The organism is Klebsiella sp. 2680, assembly GCF_900198535.1.
In the GTDB taxonomy this organism is placed as follows: domain Bacteria; phylum Pseudomonadota; class Gammaproteobacteria; order Enterobacterales; family Enterobacteriaceae; genus Klebsiella; species Klebsiella indica.
Genome location: NZ_FZNJ01000001.1, coordinates 836543 through 850466 on the forward strand (window position 1 = coordinate 836543; position 13924 = coordinate 850466).

At 55.8% G+C, this 13924-nt stretch carries 14 protein-coding genes; 11 read left to right on the forward strand and 3 right to left on the reverse strand.

What is annotated here, in order from left to right; genetic code table 11:
• The first annotated feature begins 131 nt into the window (after positions 1-131).
• Both hcp and hcr read left to right on the forward strand, forming a co-directional pair.
• The gene (hcp, locus tag FN037_RS04040) at positions 132-1784 is read left to right on the forward strand and encodes a hydroxylamine reductase (protein ID WP_142501585.1); all 1653 of its coding nucleotides are present in this window, start codon (positions 132-134) and stop codon (positions 1782-1784) included.
• 11 nt (positions 1785-1795) lie between these two features.
• Entirely contained in the window at positions 1796-2764 is a 969-nt protein-coding gene (hcr, locus tag FN037_RS04045; protein WP_142501586.1) for an NADH oxidoreductase, read from the forward strand.
• Positions 2765-3132: 368 nt separating this feature from the next.
• Here the strand turns inward: hcr and FN037_RS04050 are convergent, their stop codons facing one another.
• On the reverse strand, positions 3133-3567 hold the full coding sequence (locus FN037_RS04050) for a DoxX family protein (protein WP_138360434.1): 435 nt from the start codon (positions 3565-3567) through the stop codon (positions 3133-3135).
• A gap of 150 nt (positions 3568-3717) precedes the next feature.
• Between FN037_RS04050 and poxB the strand changes: the two genes are divergently transcribed.
• The 4 genes from poxB (at position 3718) to FN037_RS04070 (ending at position 9030) form a co-directional block, all read left to right on the forward strand.
• Positions 3718-5436, forward strand: coding sequence for a ubiquinone-dependent pyruvate dehydrogenase (poxB, locus tag FN037_RS04055; RefSeq protein ID WP_138360433.1), 1719 nt, complete (start codon positions 3718-3720; stop codon positions 5434-5436).
• A 39-nt stretch (positions 5437-5475) separates the two neighbouring features.
• Complete coding sequence (gene ltaE, locus FN037_RS04060; protein ID WP_142501587.1) at positions 5476-6477, forward strand: low-specificity L-threonine aldolase; 1002 nt, start codon at positions 5476-5478, stop codon at positions 6475-6477.
• 9 nt (positions 6478-6486) lie between these two features.
• A complete protein-coding gene (locus FN037_RS04065) occupies positions 6487-7920 on the forward strand; it encodes a DUF2867 domain-containing protein (protein ID WP_142501588.1) in 1434 nt (477 codons plus the stop codon).
• A gap of 96 nt (positions 7921-8016) precedes the next feature.
• Positions 8017-9030, forward strand: coding sequence for an NAD-dependent epimerase/dehydratase family protein (locus FN037_RS04070; protein WP_138360531.1), 1014 nt, complete (start codon positions 8017-8019; stop codon positions 9028-9030).
• Here the strand turns inward: FN037_RS04070 and FN037_RS04075 are convergent.
• Together FN037_RS04075 and FN037_RS04080 are read right to left on the reverse strand one after the other, a co-directional pair.
• Positions 9027-9857 carry an N-acetylmuramoyl-L-alanine amidase gene (locus FN037_RS04075; protein ID WP_138360430.1) on the reverse strand — a complete coding sequence of 277 codons (831 nt, stop codon included), beginning with the start codon at positions 9855-9857 and terminating at the stop codon, positions 9027-9029. The two genes, FN037_RS04070 and FN037_RS04075, sit on opposite strands and share 4 nt — an antisense overlap.
• On the reverse strand, positions 9854-10177 hold the full coding sequence (locus tag FN037_RS04080) for a heavy metal-binding domain-containing protein (RefSeq protein ID WP_138360429.1): 324 nt from the start codon (positions 10175-10177) through the stop codon (positions 9854-9856). Before FN037_RS04080 ends, FN037_RS04075 begins: the two co-directional genes overlap by 4 nt.
• Before the next feature lie 117 nt (positions 10178-10294).
• Between FN037_RS04080 and FN037_RS04085 the strand changes: the two genes are divergently transcribed.
• From FN037_RS04085 to artM, 5 genes are all read left to right on the forward strand, one after another.
• Positions 10295-10810, forward strand: coding sequence for a lipoprotein (locus FN037_RS04085; protein ID WP_138360428.1), 516 nt, complete (start codon positions 10295-10297; stop codon positions 10808-10810).
• Positions 10811-11014: 204 nt separating this feature from the next.
• Entirely contained in the window at positions 11015-11743 is a 729-nt protein-coding gene (gene artP / locus FN037_RS04090) for an arginine ABC transporter ATP-binding protein ArtP (RefSeq protein ID WP_138360427.1), read from the forward strand.
• A gap of 19 nt (positions 11744-11762) precedes the next feature.
• Complete coding sequence (artI, locus tag FN037_RS04095) at positions 11763-12494, forward strand: arginine ABC transporter substrate-binding protein ArtI (protein WP_142501589.1); 732 nt, start codon at positions 11763-11765, stop codon at positions 12492-12494.
• A gap of 6 nt (positions 12495-12500) precedes the next feature.
• The gene (gene artQ / locus FN037_RS04100; RefSeq protein ID WP_138360425.1) at positions 12501-13217 is read left to right on the forward strand and encodes an arginine ABC transporter permease ArtQ; all 717 of its coding nucleotides are present in this window, start codon (positions 12501-12503) and stop codon (positions 13215-13217) included.
• Entirely contained in the window at positions 13217-13885 is a 669-nt protein-coding gene (gene artM, locus FN037_RS04105; protein WP_138360424.1) for an arginine ABC transporter permease ArtM, read from the forward strand. The genes artQ and artM overlap by 1 nt, the downstream gene beginning before the upstream one ends.
• Positions 13886-13924: the final 39 nt, after the last annotated feature.

The window sequence follows — 13924 nt, forward strand, 5'->3', positions numbered from 1 at the left end:
TTGTTTTCGACCGCCAATTTTGCGCTAAATCAATCTCCCTGTAAGTTGTATCAGAAATACCTTTTCTCATCTCCCCCGCAGGCATAACCTTAAACATGTATATTAAATATAACTTTAAAAAAGGTGTGACCATGTTTTGTGTGCAATGTGAACAAACCATCCGTACTCCGGCGGGGAACGGCTGCTCCTACGCGCAGGGTATGTGCGGTAAAACAGCGGAAACGTCCGATCTCCAGGATCTGCTGATTGCGTCCCTGCAAGGTCTGTCTGCATGGGCTGTTAAAGCCCGTGAATATGGCATCATCGATCATGACGTTGACAACTTTGCCCCGCGTGCATTTTTCTCCACTCTGACCAACGTTAACTTCGATTCTCCGCGTATCGTCGGCTATGCCCGTGAAGCGATCGCCCTGCGCGAATCACTGAAAGCGCAGTGCCAGAACATCGATGCAAGCGCCACGGTAAACAACCCGATGGCCGACCTGCAACTGGTCAGCGACGATCCGGGCGATTTGCAACGTCAGGCCGCCGAGTTCACCCCGAACAAAGACAAAGCCGCTATTGGCGAGAACATCCTCGGCCTGCGTCTGCTTTGCCTGTATGGCCTGAAAGGTGCGGCAGCGTACATGGAGCACGCCCACGTTCTGGGCCAGTATGACAACGACATCTACGCGCAGTACCACAAAATCATGGCGTGGCTGGGCACCTGGCCTGCCGATATGAACGCTCTGCTGGAATGTTCTATGGAAATCGGCCAGATGAACTTCAAAGTGATGAGCATCCTGGATGCCGGTGAAACCACCAAATACGGCCACCCGACCCCGACTCAGGTTAACGTGAAAGCGGTTGAAGGTAAGTGCATCCTGATCTCCGGTCACGACCTGAAAGATCTGTACAACCTGCTGGAGCAGACCGAAGGGACTGGCGTGAACGTCTATACCCACGGTGAAATGCTGCCTGCGCACGGTTACCCGGAACTGCGTAAATTCAAACACCTGGTCGGTAACTACGGCAGCGGCTGGCAGAACCAGCAGGTTGAATTCGCCCGCTTCCCTGGCCCTATCGTGATGACCTCTAACTGTATCATCGACCCGACCGTTGGCGCGTATGATGACCGTATCTGGACGCGCAGCATCGTCGGTTGGCCGGGCGTGAACCACCTGGAAGGCGAAGATTTCTCTCCGGTTATCGCCCAGGCGCAGCAGATGGCAGGCTTCCCGTACAGCGAAATCCCGCATCTGATCACCGTTGGTTTCGGCCGCCAGACGCTGCTGGGCGCAGCAGACAGCCTGATCGACCTGGTCAGCCGCGAAAAACTGCGTCACATCTTCCTGGTGGGCGGCTGTGACGGCGCGCGTGGCGAACGTAACTACTTCACCGATTTCGCCACCAGCGTACCGGATGACTGCCTGATTCTGACGCTGGCCTGTGGTAAATACCGCTTCAACAAACTGGAATTCGGCGACATCGAAGGTCTGCCGCGTCTGGTTGACGCCGGTCAGTGTAACGACGCTTACTCCGCCATCATTCTGGCCGTCACGCTGGCAGAAAAACTGGGCTGTGGCGTGAACGACCTGCCGCTGTCTCTGGTGCTCTCCTGGTTCGAACAGAAAGCGATCGTCATCCTGCTGACGCTGTTGTCTCTGGGCGTGAAAAACATCGTGACCGGGCCGACTGCGCCAGGTTTCTTCACCCCGGATCTGCTGGCTGTCCTCAACGAGAAATTTGGCCTGCGTCAGGTCACCACCGTTGAAGAAGATATGCAGCAACTGTTGAGCGCGTAAGGAGTTTTAGAATGACGATGCCAACCACTCAGTGTCCGTGGCGAATGCAGGTACATCACATCCATCAGGAAACCCCGGATGTGTGGACTCTCTCATTACTGTGTCACGATCACTATCCGTACCGTGCCGGTCAGTATGCACTGGTGAGCGTTCGCAACGCTGCGGATACGCTGCGGGCCTACACCCTTTCGTCCACGCCGGGCGTCAGCGAGTACATTACGCTGACGATCCGTCGCATTGATGAAGGCGCAGGTTCACAGTGGTTAACCCGCGAGGTGAAACGCGGCGACTCTATCTGGCTGTCCGATGCGATGGGCGACTTTATCTGTGAAGACAAAGCCGAAGACAAGTTCCTGATGCTGGCGGCCGGTTGCGGCGTCACGCCAATTATGTCGATGCGTCGCTGGCTGGCAAAATACCGCCCGCAGGCAGATGTGCAGGTGATCTTCAACGTGCGTTCGCCGCAGGATGTGATTTTCGCTGAGGAATGGCGTCAGTACCCGGTCACGCTGGTGGCGGAGAACAATGCGACCCACGGTTTCGTGGCGGGTCGCCTGACCACTGAATTACTGAAAAACGTGCCGGACCTGGCATCGCGCACCGTCATGACCTGCGGCCCGGCGCCGTATATGGACATGGTTGAGCAGGAAGTGAAAGCGCTCGGCGTAACGCGCTTCTTTAAAGAGAAGTTCTTTACGCCAGTTGCCGAAGCGGCAACCGGGGGCCTGAAGTTCACCAAACTGCAACCGGCGCAGGCGTTTTACGCGCCTGTCGGCACCACGCTGCTGGACGCGCTGGAAAGCAATAAAGTTCCGGTAACCGTGGCATGTCGTGCTGGCGTATGCGGCTGCTGCAAAACCAAAGTGGTTTCCGGTGAATATACGGTCAGCAGCACCATGACGCTGACCGATGCGGAAATCGCCGACGGTTATGTGCTGGCCTGCTCCTGCCATCCGCAGGGCGATTTAGTTCTGGCCTGATTATTCAGCATTACCGATGTTATCCATGCCACCCGGCGGTTTGCCGGGTGGCATTTCTGCTTCTGCGCAACCCCGTCGGCGGTGAATGACAACCCAATATGCCCGTCCTATTCAAAGCGTATTTATACCCGTCATACTTCAAGTTGCATGTGCGTTGGCTTTCCTTGTTCACCCCAGTCACGTACTGGAGTACGCTCCCGGGGATTCACTGCGTCGCCGCCTTCCTGCAACCCAAATAATTTATGGCATAAAAATCAATAACTTAAAATCACCCTTTAAAAAGGGTTAAAGAACGGATAAGCAAACACCCTGGCGTACAGGACCCAACCAGGGTGAGCAGACTGGGTGATAAAAAAACGACATCCGACCTATCGCCAGGGTGAATTACCCGCTAACGAATATTTCCCGGCCCCCATAAAAGCGATCGCCAGCGCACCGACAAAGAAATAGACCAGGCTCTCAATCGCCCAGGCACCTACCGCATCCAGCGCAAAGGTTTTACCTGCGCCGACCATCAGCCAGGCCACAACCATAGTAAAAGCTATCACCAGCGCTGCCGGACGAGTGAGGATCCCCAGAATCAACAGACAAGGCGCAACCACCTCTCCCACCAGCACGCCATAAGCGATAAATCCCGGCAATCCTTTTGCCACCAGCATATTGCTGATACCGCCAACACCATCAAATAGCTTATGCAACCCGTGAAACAGCATCAGCCCGCCGACGGCAAGTCGTAATAAGAGTTTGCCGAAGTCGTCATGAGACAATATTCTATTAACGCTATTTAACAATAATTTAACCATCTGAAATGATTCCTGTTTACCGCTCTGTGAGAAGACAGATTATGCGGAATTTCCGAAGAATAAAACCAGTTGAAAATGAGAGATACGCAAACGTAACAGCCAGTTTCATCTAAGCTTGTAAGCGTTATCACAAAAAGGAGATGGAAAACCATGAAACAGACCGTTGCCGCTTACATTGCAAAAACACTTGAACAGGCTGGCGTGAAACGTATCTGGGGCGTGACGGGCGACTCCCTGAACGGCCTGAGCGACAGCCTGAACCGGATGGGGACGATTGACTGGATGGCCACACGCCATGAAGAGGTCGCCGCCTTCGCCGCTGGCGCTGAAGCACAACTCACCGGTGAACTGGCGGTATGTGCGGGCTCATGCGGGCCGGGTAACCTGCATTTGATTAACGGTCTGTTCGACTGTCACCGTAATCACGTCCCGGTTCTGGCCATTGCTGCCCATATCCCTTCCAGCGAAATCGGCAGCGGCTATTTTCAGGAGACCCACCCACAAGAGCTGTTTCGCGAATGCAGCCACTATTGCGAACTGGTATCCACCCCGGAGCAGATCCCGCAGGTACTGGCGATCGCCATGCGTAAAGCGGTCATCAACCGTGGCGTATCGGTTGTCGTGCTACCAGGCGACGTCGCGCTGAAACCGGCGCCGGAAAGCGCCAGTAGCCACTGGTATCATGCCCCGCAGCCGGTTGTAACTCCGGCTGAGGAAGAGCTGAAAAAACTGGCACAGATCTTACGCTACGCCAGCAATATCGCCCTGATGTGCGGCAGCGGCTGTGCGGGCGCGCATAACGAGCTGGTGGCATTCGCCGCCAAAATTAAAGCGCCCATTGTTCATGCGCTGCGCGGCAAAGAGCATGTGGAGTACGACAACCCTTACGATGTGGGCATGACGGGATTGATCGGCTTCTCTTCAGGCTTCCATACCATGATGAATGCCGATACCCTGATTCTGCTCGGCACTCAGTTCCCCTATCGCGCCTTCTACCCGACTGACGCCAAAATCATTCAGATTGATATCAATCCAGCCAGCATTGGCGCGCACAGTAAAGTCGATATGGCGCTGGTCGGCGATATTAAATCCACCCTCGCCGCGTTATTGCCGATGCTGGAAGCAAAAACCGATCGTAAATTCCTTGATAAGGCGCTGGAGCACTATCGCGACGCGCGTAAAGGACTGGATGATTTAGCGAAACCCAGCGATAAAACCATCCATCCGCAGTATCTGGCGCAGCAAATTAGCCGCTTTGCCGACGATGACGCCATTTTTACCTGCGACGTCGGTACGCCGACCGTCTGGGCCGCACGTTATCTGCAAATGAACGGTAAACGTCGCCTGCTGGGGTCGTTCAACCACGGTTCAATGGCTAACGCCATGCCGCAGGCCATCGGCGCGAAAGCCACCGCCCCGGACAGACAGGTGGTTGCCCTCTGCGGCGACGGCGGCTTTAGCATGCTGATGGGGGATTTTCTTTCGCTGGCGCAGATGAAGCTACCGGTGAAGATTATTATCTTCAATAACAGTATTCTCGGTTTCGTGGCAATGGAGATGAAAGCCGGGGGTTATCTCACCGACGGCACCGAGCTGCATGACACCAACTTTGCCCGCATCGCCGAAGCCTGCGGCATCAAAGGCATTCGGGTAGAGCGCGCAGCGGATGTTGATGACGCGCTGCAAACCGCCTTCAGCAGCGAAGGTCCGGTCCTGGTCGATGTGGTGGTCGCGAAAGAAGAACTGGCGATCCCGCCGCAGATCAAACTGGAACAAGCGAAAGGTTTCAGCCTGTATATGTTACGCGCCATTATCAGCGGCCGCGGTGACGAAGTAATCGAACTGGCGAAAACCAACTGGCTAAGGTAAAACAGACGGTATCCCCCTGAAGCAACTCAAGGAAATGCCGTGATAGATTTACGCAGTGATACCGTCACCCGTCCGGGCCGCGCCATGTTAGAAGCAATGATGGCCGCTCCGGTCGGGGATGATGTTTATGGCGACGACCCTACCGTTAACGCACTCCAGCGCTATGCCGCTGAACGGGCGGGCAAAGAAGCCGCGCTCTTCCTGCCAACGGGCACCCAGGCCAATCTGGTCGCCCTGCTCAGCCACTGTCAGCGCGGCGAAGAGTATATTGTCGGCCAGGGCGCCCATAACTATCTCTACGAAGCTGGCGGCGCGGCGGTACTTGGCAGTATTCAGCCGCAGCCCATTGATGCCGCCGCTGACGGCACGTTGCCGCTGGATAAGGTTGCCGCGAAGATCAAGGCGGATGATATCCATTTTGCCCGCACTCGCTTACTCAGTCTGGAAAACACCCATAACGGCAAAGTGCTGCCACGTGAATATTTAAAACAGGCATGGGAATTTACCCGCGAGCGCGGTCTGGCGCTACACGTTGACGGCGCGCGTATTTTTAACGCCGTCGTGGAATATGGCTGCGAGCTGCGCGACATCACGCAATATTGTGATTCATTTACGATTTGCCTCTCAAAAGGCCTCGGTACGCCAGTGGGGTCGCTACTGGTGGGGAGTGAGGAGTACATTCACCGCGCAATCCGCTGGCGGAAGATGGTCGGCGGCGGGATGCGCCAGGTCGGGATTCTGGCGGCGGCGGGCCTGTATGCGTTACAAAACAACGTCGCGCGCTTAAAAGAGGATCACCAGAATGCGGCGTGGATGGCAGAGCAACTGCGCGCCATTGGCGCTGACGTGACTCGCCATGACACCAATATGCTGTTTGTCCGCGTCGGCGAAGACGATGCCGCCGCGCTGGGCGAATACTTACGCGAACGTGACGTGCTGATCAACGCCTCGCCCGTTGTGCGCCTGGTGACGCATATTGACGTTACCCGTCAGCAGCTTGCCGAAGTGGTTGATCACTGGCAGGCGTTTTTAACGCGTTAAGGAGTCGGCGTGTTGCAACGCATCCTGGTACTCGGCGCCAGCGGTTATATTGGCCAGCATCTGGTGAATCGACTCAGCGAGCAAGGCTTTCCGGTGCTGGCGGCGGCACGCCATATCGACAGGCTGAAAAAACAGCGTCTCCCCGGCGTTGAGTGCTATCAACTTGATTTAAACCAGCCGGACGGGCTGCCCGAACTGCTGGCTCAGGCTGATACCGTTTACTACCTGATACACGGAATGAGCGAAAGCGGCGACTTTGTCCGTCATGAGCGACAGGTCGCCCTCAATATGCGCGATGCATTGCGTAAAGTTCCGGTCCGCGAAGTCATTTTTTTGAGCTCATTGCAGGTCGCGGAGCGAGAACAATCCGACCATCTGCGGGCCCGCCAGATCACCGGCGACCTGCTGCGCGAATCCGGCGTACCGGTAACGGAAATTCGCGCCGGCATTATCGTCGGCGCGGGTTCCGCCGCTTTCGAAGTGATGCGCGATATGGTTTACAACCTGCCGATGCTGACGCCGCCGCGCTGGGTGCGCTCGCGCACCACGCCGATTGCGCTGGAAAACTTACTCTACTATCTGCTGCAGTTACTTAATCACCCCACCAGCAAACACCGTGTTTTCGAAGCCGCCGGGCCGGAGGTTTTAAGCTATCAGCAGCAGTTTATCCGCTTTATGGCGGTCAGCGGCAAACGCCGCCCGCTGATCCCCATCCCTTTTCCCACAAGCTGGATTTCGGTCTGGTTTCTCAACGTCATTACCTCGGTACCGCCAACAACCGCCAAAGCGCTGATCCAGGGACTAAAGCACGATCTTATCGCCGACGATCGCGCCCTGCGGGCCCTGATCCCTCAACCGTTGATCGCGTTCGATGAAGCGGTACGCCGCACGCTAAAGGAAGAAGAGCAACTGGTGAACTCCGGCGACTGGGGCTACGACGCCCAGGCCTTTGCCCGCTGGCGGCCCGAGTATGGCTACTATGCGAAACAGGCCGGTTGTACCGTGAGCACTCACGCCAGCCTCGCCGCGCTGTGGAAAGTCGTCAATCAAATCGGCGGTAAAGCGGGGTACTTCTTCGCTAATATCCTGTGGAAGACTCGCGGGGCGATGGATCTGCTGGTTGGCCACCGGCTGGCAAAGGGCCGCCCACCGCGGGATTACCTGCAAACCGGCGACACTGTGGACAGCTGGAAGGTTATTATCGTCGAGCCGGAGAAACAGCTCACCTTACTGTTCGGCATGAAGGCACCCGGCCTTGGTCGCCTGAGTTTTACTCTGAGCGATAAAGGCGATCGTCGCGAACTGGACGTTCGCGCCTGGTGGCACCCGCACGGTATGCCGGGCCTGCTTTATTGGTTGCTGATGATCCCGGCCCATCTGTTTATTTTTCGCGGCATGGCGCGACGTATCATCCGGCGGGCGGAGCAAATCACCAGCAATTAGAGTATACCAACAGAATTCTTTCCTTATTCTCATTGCATCACAGTCAGAATCACGGAAAAATGCGCACGAAATTCTTTTGTGAAACAGTGGATCGATATGAAGGTACTGGTTACCGGTGCGACCAGCGGATTAGGCCGCAATGCAGTGGAATATCTGCGTAACAAGGGCATTAGCGTCAGAGCGACCGGGCGCAATGAAGCAATGGGCAAGCTTCTGAGCAAAATGGGGGCCGAGTTCGTCCCCGCCGACTTGACCGAACTGGTCTCCTCGCAGGCCAAAGTGATGCTCGCCGGTATCGACACGCTCTGGCATTGTTCCAGTTTCACCTCCCCGTGGGGCACCCAGCAGGCTTTCGATTTAGCCAACGTCCGCGCCACCCGCCGCCTCGGTGAATGGGCCGTCGCCTGGGGAGTACGCAACTTCGTGCACATCTCTTCGCCGTCGCTCTATTTTGATTACCACCACCATCGCGCTATTCAGGAAGATTTTCGCCCGCAACGTTTCGCCAATGAGTTTGCCCGCAGTAAAGCGGCGAGCGAAGAAGTGATCAACCTGCTGGCGCAGGCCAATCCGAACACCCGTTTTACAATTTTACGCCCGCAAAGCCTGTTTGGCCCTCATGATAAAGTCTTTATTCCGCGCCTGGCGCAGATGATGCAGCACTACGGTAGCGTCCTGCTGCCGCGCGGCGGTAGCGCACTGGTGGATATGACCTGCTATGAAAATGCGGTGCACGCGATGTGGCTCGCCAGCCAGCCGCAGTGCGACAATCTGCCCTCTGCCCGCGCTTACAATATCAGCAATGGCGAAGCGCAAACCCTGCGCTGCATTGTGCAGAAACTTATCGATGAGCTGGGGATTAAGTGCCGTATTCGCTCTGTGCCTTACCCGATGCTGGATATCATCGCCCGCAGCATGGAGCACTTTGGCAACAAGTCAGCCAAAGAGCCCGCCTTTACCCACTACGGCGTTTCTAAGCTGAATTTTGATTTTACCCTCGATACCACCCGCGCTCAGCAGGAACTGGGCTACCAGCCGGTGATTTCGCTGGATGAGGGCATTATTCGCACTGCCGCATGGCTGAAAGACCACGGCAAGCTACACCGCTAACCTCGCCCGTACTTCTCCAGCAGCGCCTCGGCAATCGCCAGCGTTTGGGCATCGGCAACGCCGTCCCAGCGCGCGGGGCGGAAGTGCATCTGGAAAGCCATAATCACCCGCTTCTGCTGTTCCGGGGTCATCTCCGGTGTGACCTGATAGCCATAGCGAGACAGCACGTCCAGCAGCTCGGCGGTATCTACCGGCTGGTATGAGGGACGCCCTTGCTGATAAAACGCGACCCGCTCCGCATCCGGCCACGCGCCAATCCCCTGCTCCGCCAGCCTGCGCCACGGAAAGCGCGGCCCCGGATCGTCTTTGCGCTGCGGGGCAATATCCGCGTGCGCGACGACGTTCTGCGGCGCAATGTGGTAGCGGGCGATAATATCTTTCGCCAGCGGGATCAGGGCATCAATCTGCGCCGGATTAAACGGCGTGAAGCGCTTCACGCCCGCCGTTTTTTGCCAGCCGCGGTTCTCCAGTTCAATACCAATTGACGTATCGTTAATGTGCGTACTTCCGCGCCAGTAACTGATCCCCGCATGCCAGGCCAGATCCGCTTCCGGCACCAGTTGCCAGATCCGCGGTTTGCCATGATACCGTGGCGGTTTCTCCGGGATCAGGTAGTGGGCGCTCACCTGATTGTCGGTCAGCGTCGCCAGCGAAACGTCAAAATCATCGGCGGTATAGTGAATAACCAGCACTTTGATGCGCGGATACGCCGCCTGCGCCGGATGGCGCGTATCCAGCTGATAACCATCGCGATCGATAATGCCGTTTTCCGTGGCGCAGCCCGCCAGCAGTAGCGCCAACAAGACGCCCGCCCGGCAAATTTTCATCGCCGGGTCTTCACCGCTGTGCCGCTGACGCTCACCATCAACATGCTGCTGTCCTTGCCGACGGTTTCATAATCAATATCAATCCCGACAACCGCGTCGGCGCCCAGCGCTTTCGCCTGTTCGCTGAGCTCTTCAAAGGCGATTTCACGGGCTTTACGCAGCTCTTTTTCATAGGCGCCGGAACGACCGCCGACAATATCGCGAATACTGGCGAAAAAATCGCGAAAAACGTTAGCCCCGAGAATCGCTTCCCCGGTAACGACGCCGCAGTATTTAATGATCGGCTGGCCTTCCAGAGTCGGTGTGGTTGAAAATTGCATGGTGAAACTCCTCCTTTAACGTTCAATGCGTTAGCTTTGCGGATCAAGCACAATCCCTATTTGATACACTATGCTTTAAAAGATATTCTAACGCAGCGAGCTTATAAGGAAATCATCATGCGCTACAACGTTCTTGCATTTGTCCTCCCCTGCGCGCTGGCGCTCAGCGCCTGTACCACCGTGACACCGGCCTACAAAGACAACGGCACCCGCAGCGGCCCTTGTATTGAGGGCGGCCCGGATGACGTGGCGCAGAAGTTTTACAATTACCAGATACAACATCACAACAGTGATTTGACGGCGCTGCGTCCGTACCTGAGCGATGGTCTGGCGAAACTGCTGAGCGACGCGCGTCACTCCCCGTCAAACCACGCCTTGTTGCAGTCTAATCTGTTCTCCAGCAACGCCACGCCGGCCGACAGCGCCGAAGTCGCCAGCGCTTCGACAATTCCAAACCGCGATGCACGCAACATTCCGCTGCGCGTTACGCTAAAACAGGGGACGCAAAGCTGGAAAGACGAGGTACTGATGATTCAGGAAGGCCAGTGCTGGGCCGTCGATGACGTACGTTACCTCAGCAATAACGCCCATGCGCCGGCAGGCACTCTGCGTCAGAGTCTCGAAAATCGCTAATCAAGGCGTATAACCCGGTAAAATGTCGGTATTTCCTCTGCTAATACCGACATTTACGCCCCCCGCCTTTACGAACCCATATTTTGTGCTAACTTTAACGCTAATCGTGGTTTACATTTAACTTTTAACGCATAAATATTGCATAACTATTCTGCCAAAGGTACTATTTGCGGCCTCAATTGCTATTAGTATCAGACTGCCCAGATGAGTATTAAACTAAACGGCATTAATTGCTTCTACGGCGCACACCAGGCGCTGTTCGACATCACGCTGGATTGCCCGCAGGGGGAAACGCTGGTGCTGCTCGGCCCCAGCGGTGCCGGTAAAAGCTCGTTGCTGCGCGTACTCAACCTGCTGGAGATGCCGCGTTCCGGCACGTTACATATTGCCGGAAATCATTTCGACTTTACCAGAACGCCTTCTGATAAAGCCATTCGCGAACTGCGCCAGAACGTGGGGATGGTTTTCCAGCAGTATAATCTGTGGCCGCACCTGACCGTGCAGCAAAACCTGATTGAAGCCCCCTGCCGTGTGCTCGGATTAAGTAAAGATCAGGCTCTGGCGCGCGCTGAAAAGCTACTTGAACGTTTGCGCCTGAAACCCTACAGCGATCGTTACCCGCTGCATCTTTCCGGCGGTCAGCAGCAGCGCGTCGCCATTGCCCGCGCGCTGATGATGGAACCACAGGTGTTGCTGTTTGATGAACCCACGGCGGCGCTCGATCCAGAAATCACCGCTCAGATCGTCAGTATTATCCGCGAACTGGCTGAAACCGGCATTACGCAGGTCATTGTCACCCACGAAGTGGAAGTGGCGCGTAAAACAGCGAGCCGCGTGGTGTATATGGAAAATGGTCATATCGTTGAACAAGGGGATGCCCGTTGCTTCACGCATCCGCAAACCGACGCGTTTAAAAACTATCTGTCACATTGATGTTTTCGGGGAAATGACGATGAAAAAAGTACTGATTGCCGCTCTTCTTGCGGGCATGAGCCTCTCCGCTACCGCTGCCCAAACTATTCGCTTCGCGACCGAGGCCTCCTACCCGCCGTTTGAATCGATCGACGCCAGTAACAAAATCGTTGGTTTTGACGTCGATCTGGCGAACGCCCTGTGTAAAGAGATTGATGCCACCTGCACCTTTACCAACCAGGCTTTCGATAGCCTGATCCCAAGCCTGAAGTTCCGCCGTTTCGATGCGGTCATGGCCGGGATGGATATCACCACGGAGCGTGAAAAGCAGGTGCTGTTCACGACGCCGTACTATGATAACTCCGCGCTGTTCGTCGCTCAGCAGGGTAAATTCACCAGCATTGATGCGCTGAAAGGCAAAAAAGTCGGCGTGCAGAACGGCACCACCCACCAGAAATTTATCAACGACAAGCACCCGGAAATCACCACCGTTCCTTATGACAGCTACCAGAATGCGAAGCTGGATCTGCAGAATGGTCGTATTGACGCGGTGTTCGGCGATACCGCCGTGGTCACCGAATGGCTGAAGAGCAATCCGAAGCTGGCGGCGGTGGGCGATAAAGTCACCGATAAAGACTACTTCGGTACTGGCCTCGGTATCGCAGTGCGCCAGGGCAATACCGAACTGCAGCAGAAATTTAACGCTGCGCTGGAAAAAGTAAAAAGCGATGGGACTTATCAGTCTATCTACAATAAATGGTTCCAGAAGTAACGCTGAATGAACGAATTTTTTCCCTTAGCAAGCGCCGCCGGGATGACCGTCGGCCTTGCCGTTTGCGCGCTGATCCTCGGCCTGGTGCTGGCGATGCTGTTTGCCGTTCTCGAGTCGGTGAAGCTGCGCCCGGTCGCCTGGCTCGCAACCGGCATTGTCACCCTTTTACGTGGGCTACCGGAAATTCTGGTGGTTCTGTTTATCTATTTCGGTTCCTCTCAGCTCCTGTTAACCCTGTCTGACGGCTTTACTATTCACCTCGGCTTTGCGCAGATCCCCGTACAGGTGCAAATTGAAAACTTCGACGTCAGCCCGTTCCTCTGCGGAGCCGTAGCCCTCTCTCTGCTGTATGCCGCTTACGCATCGCAAACCCTGCGCGGGGCGCTAAAGGCAGTCCCACAGGGGCAATGGGAATCCGGCCAGGCGCTGGGGTTATCGAAATCCGCTATTTTCTTCCGCCTGGTGATGCCGCAAATGTGGCGCCACGCGCTGCCGGGTCTCGGCAACCAGTGGCTGGTGCTGCTGAAGGATACCGCGCTGGTAAGCCTGATCAGCGTCAACGACCTGATGCTGCAAACCAAAAGTATCGCCACCCGTACCCAGGAGCCGTTTAACTGGTACATCATCGCAGCGGCAATCTATCTGGTCATCACCCTGGTGAGTCAGTACATTCTCAAACGTATTGACCAGCGTGCGACACGCTTCGAACGGAGACCTGGCTGATGCTTGATTATTTACCCGAACTGCTGAAAGGGCTGCACACCAGCCTGACGCTGACCGCGGCCTCGATCGTTGTGGCGCTGATTTTATCGCTGATCCTGACCATCATTCTGACCCTTAAAACGCCGGGGCTGGTGTGGTTTGTGCGCGGCTATATTACGCTGTTTACCGGTACACCGCTGCTGGTGCAGATCTTCCTGATTTACTACGGCCCTGGCCAGTTCCCGTCGCTACAGGCGTATCCATTCCTCTGGCATCTGATTTCCGAGCCCTGGCTGTGCGCGCTAATCGCCCTCTCCTTAAACAGCGCCGCTTACACCACGCAGCTGTTTTATGGCGCCATTCGCGCCATTCCGGAAGGCCAGTGGCAATCCTGCGGCGCGCTGGGGATGAGCAAAAAGGATACGCTGGCGATTCTGCTGCCGTATGCCTTTAAGCGCGCCCTCTCCTCCTACTCCAACGAAGTGGTGCTGGTGTTCAAGAGTACATCTCTGGCCTACACCATTACGCTGATGGAAGTGATGGGCCACAGCCAGCTGCTCTACGGCCGCACCTATGATGTGATGGTGTTCGGCGCCGCCGGGATTGTCTATCTTATCGTCAACGGTCTGCTGACGCTGCTTATGCGCCTGGTGGAACATAAAGCGCTGGCTTTTGAGCGACGGAACTAGTCTTTTCTTGTACTAAAAGTGCATAATTAGCAAACACCA

Bases quoted from the DNA above. Each gene is read 5' to 3' on its own strand.
- FN037_RS04085 (WP_138360428.1), top strand. From the start codon at position 10,295: ATGCGCTACAACGTTCTTGCATTTGTCCTCCCCTGCGCGCTGGCGCTC.
- hcp (WP_142501585.1), top strand. From the start codon at position 132: ATGTTTTGTGTGCAATGTGAACAAACCATCCGTACTCCGGCGGGGAAC.
- artM (WP_138360424.1), top strand. From the start codon at position 13,217: ATGCTTGATTATTTACCCGAACTGCTGAAAGGGCTGCACACCAGCCTG.
- FN037_RS04080 (WP_138360429.1), bottom strand. From the start codon at position 10,177: ATGCAATTTTCAACCACACCGACTCTGGAAGGCCAGCCGATCATTAAA.
- artP (WP_138360427.1), top strand. From the start codon at position 11,015: ATGAGTATTAAACTAAACGGCATTAATTGCTTCTACGGCGCACACCAG.
- FN037_RS04075 (WP_138360430.1), bottom strand. From the start codon at position 9,857: ATGAAAATTTGCCGGGCGGGCGTCTTGTTGGCGCTACTGCTGGCGGGC.
- artI (WP_142501589.1), top strand. From the start codon at position 11,763: ATGAAAAAAGTACTGATTGCCGCTCTTCTTGCGGGCATGAGCCTCTCC.
- hcr (WP_142501586.1), top strand. From the start codon at position 1,796: ATGACGATGCCAACCACTCAGTGTCCGTGGCGAATGCAGGTACATCAC.
- artQ (WP_138360425.1), top strand. From the start codon at position 12,501: ATGAACGAATTTTTTCCCTTAGCAAGCGCCGCCGGGATGACCGTCGGC.
- FN037_RS04050 (WP_138360434.1), bottom strand. From the start codon at position 3,567: ATGGTTAAATTATTGTTAAATAGCGTTAATAGAATATTGTCTCATGAC.
- poxB (WP_138360433.1), top strand. From the start codon at position 3,718: ATGAAACAGACCGTTGCCGCTTACATTGCAAAAACACTTGAACAGGCT.
- FN037_RS04070 (WP_138360531.1), top strand. From the start codon at position 8,017: ATGAAGGTACTGGTTACCGGTGCGACCAGCGGATTAGGCCGCAATGCA.